General features: G+C 71.9%; 5 protein-coding genes and 1 pseudogene. All 6 read left to right on the plus strand.

Annotated features, from left to right (window positions below):
- On the plus strand, positions 1-384 hold a 384-nt coding region (locus tag AOZ49_RS27880), incomplete at its 5' end, for a hypothetical protein (protein WP_231690458.1).
- A 76-nt stretch (positions 385-460) separates the two neighbouring features.
- Complete coding sequence (gspG, locus tag AOZ49_RS27885) at positions 461-889, plus strand: type II secretion system major pseudopilin GspG (RefSeq protein ID WP_006394369.1); 429 nt, start codon at positions 461-463, stop codon at positions 887-889.
- A complete protein-coding gene (gspH, locus tag AOZ49_RS27890) occupies positions 861-1,349 on the plus strand; it encodes a type II secretion system minor pseudopilin GspH (protein ID WP_054432019.1) in 489 nt (162 codons plus the stop codon). Before gspG ends, gspH begins: the two co-directional genes overlap by 29 nt.
- Positions 1,336-1,740, plus strand: a complete 405-nt coding sequence (gene gspI, locus AOZ49_RS27895) for a type II secretion system minor pseudopilin GspI (RefSeq protein WP_054478993.1) — start codon at positions 1,336-1,338, stop codon at positions 1,738-1,740. The genes gspH and gspI overlap by 14 nt, the downstream gene beginning before the upstream one ends.
- Before the next feature lie 51 nt (positions 1,741-1,791).
- Positions 1,792-2,352, plus strand: a complete 561-nt coding sequence (locus AOZ49_RS27900) for a type II secretion system protein GspJ (protein ID WP_231690459.1) — start codon at positions 1,792-1,794, stop codon at positions 2,350-2,352.
- Positions 2,349-2,772, plus strand: a pseudogene (locus AOZ49_RS27905) (type II secretion system protein GspK); the annotation flags it as partial. The gene AOZ49_RS27900 and the pseudogene AOZ49_RS27905, both read left to right, overlap by 4 nt.

The following is a 2,772-nucleotide window of genomic DNA, read 5'->3' on the forward strand; positions in this document are numbered from 1 at the left end:
GCTGGCGGCCGGCGTGGGCGTCTGGGGCGCCGTGCTGCTCGCCCCCAAGCCCCCCCCCCCGCCCTGCCCGCCGCCGTGTCGGCGCCCGCCCCGCGCGCGGCCGACAACATGCCGGTGGCGCTGTGGTTCGGCCGCGATGAAGTGCTGCGCACGCAGATCAGCGTGCTCGGCGTGATCGCCGCCGGCACGGACGGCGCCGCGGTGTTCAGCATCGACGGCGGCCCGCCCGTGGCCTGGCGCGTCGGCGACGAAGTCGCGCCCGGCATCGTGCTCAAGGAAGTCGGCGCCGATGCCGTCACGGTCGAGCAAGGCGGCCGCGCCAGCCGGCTGGCCACGCCCGCCTCGCCGGCGCCGGAGGGCGGCATCGCCAGCGCCGCCAAGTGATCCGGCGCGCCTCATATTGCTGTCATATTTCATGTCCACAATCGCACGCTTCTCACTGAAATACCGGAGTCGTGAAGTGCGCCAGTCATCGCGTGGGCTCGCCCGCCAGCAAGGTTTCACCCTGATCGAGATCATGGTGGTCATCGTGATCATGGGGATTCTTGCGGCCCTGATCGTGCCCCGCGTGCTGGACCGTCCCGACCAGGCCCGCCAGGTCGCGGCGCGCCAGGACATCGCCGGCATCATGCAGGCGCTCAAGCTGTACCGACTGGACAACGGCCGCTATCCGACCACCGCCCAGGGCCTGCGCGCGCTGGTGGAAAAGCCGGAAGGCGCGTCCAACTGGCGCGGCTACCTGGACAAGCTGCCCAACGACCCCTGGGGCCATCCGTATCAATACCTGAGCCCCGGCGTCAAAGGCGACATCGATGTGTTCTCGTTCGGCGCCGACAACAAGCCCGGCGGAGAAGGCGGCGATGCCGACATCGGTTCGTGGGAACTCTGAGCGCGGTTTCACGCTAGTCGAAGTCCTGGTGGTGCTGGTGATCGTCGCCATCGCCGCCAGCATGGTGAGCCTGTCCATCGGCAAGCGCGCCGATCCGCTGCGCGAGGATGCGCGGCGCCTGGTCGACGCCTTCACCGTGGCCGAAGGCGAAGCCCGCAGCGACGGCCGGCCGATCCGCTGGCTGCCCGCCAGCGGCGGCTGGTCGTTCGAGCGCCAGGGCCGTTCCAGCGCGCCCAGCGCGCAGGACGACACGCCCCTGCCGGTCGACAAGCTCGAGCGCGACGAAGCCCTGCGCCCGCAGGCGTGGCTGGCGCGCCAGGTGCAACTGCGGCTGTCGCCCGAGCGCCCGCTGGTCTTCAACACCGAATGGGTGGCCGATCCGTTCAGCGTGCAGCTGCGCACGGGCGATTCGCTCGTGACGGTCACGCGCGACGCCGCCGGACGCTATGACATCCACTGAATTTGCTCTCGCGCGCCGCGCGCGGCGCCAAGCCCAGCGCGGCTTCACCCTGATCGAGGTGCTGGTGGCGCTGGCCATCATCGCCGTCGCGATGGGCGCGGCCCTGCGCGCCACCGGCGTCATGGCCGCCAACAACCGCGCGCTGCAGGACAAGACGCTGGCGCTGCTGGCCGCGCAGAACGCGCTGACCCAGCTGCGGCTGGAACAGACCCTGCCGCGCGCCGGCTCGCAGACCGTCGCCTGCCCGCAGGGCGGCCTGGCGCTGCAATGCGAACTGGTGTTCACCAACTCCCTGAACCGCAGCTTCCGCCAGGTGTCGGTCAAGGTCCGCGACGCGGGCAATGGCGCGGCCCTGCTGCAGCTGGACGGCCTGCTGTCGAGCCTGCGATGACCTGCCGCCACCCCCCATGCCCGCGACCAGGCGGGCTTCACCCTGATAGAAGTGCTGGTGGCGCTGGCGCTGATGGCGCTCGTCAGCCTGATGGCCTGGCGCGGCCTGGACAGCGTCTCCAGCGCGCGCGACTGGATCGCGCAGCAGTCCGACGACACCGACGCCATCGTGCGCACGCTGGGCCAGATGGGACGCGATGTCGAGCTGGCCTACAACGGTCCGTCGTTCGCCGCGCCCGGCATCGACACGCAGGTCTTCACGACCGGCGTGCGCCTGTTGCGCGGCGCGGCCGGCGCGCAGGTGCTGGAGATCCTGCGGCCCGATCCGGACGGCGACGGCCGCTGGCAGCGGGTGCAGTGGTCGGTGCGCAAGGACGGTCTGTGGCGCGCCAGCGGCGTGCCCGCCGAACAGGGACCGCTGCCGCCCGTCGGCGACGGCGCGCTGCTGCTGCCCGGCGTGCGCGCGCTGGCGCTGCGCGGCTGGGTGCCGGGCGCGGGCTGGATGGACACCCGCTCGCCCTTCTCCGCCACGCCCAGCGGCATCGAGATCACGCTCGACCGCGGCCCGGCCGGCGACACGCGGCGCTACAGCCGCATCCTGGAGCTGCCATGAGCGCGACCTTGCCGCGCGAGCGCGGCGCCGCCGTCGTCAGCGCGCTGATCATCGTCGCCATCGTCGCGGCGCTGACCACCAGCCTGTTCCAGCGCCAGACCGCCAGCACCCGCCGCATCGAGAACGAAATGGCGCGGGTGCAGGCGCGCATGCTGCTGGCCGGCGGCATCGACTGGGCCCGCCTGGTGGTGCGCGACCACGGCAAGCGCGAATCGACTACGCACGGCGACCAGATCTGGGCCACGCCGGTGCTGGACACCCGCATCGAGCGTCCCGGCGACGACCGCGTCGCGGTGTTCTCCGGCAAGGTGCAGGACGAACAGGGCAAGTACAACCTGGCCAACCTGGCCAGCAACGGCGTGCCGCAGCCGGAACAGGAACAGGTGTTGCGGCGCTTGCTGGGCGCCCTGCGCCTGCCGG

It is taken from the genome of Achromobacter sp. 2789STDY5608615 (assembly GCF_001298995.1).
In the GTDB taxonomy this organism is placed as follows: domain Bacteria; phylum Pseudomonadota; class Gammaproteobacteria; order Burkholderiales; family Burkholderiaceae_B; genus Achromobacter; species Achromobacter insuavis.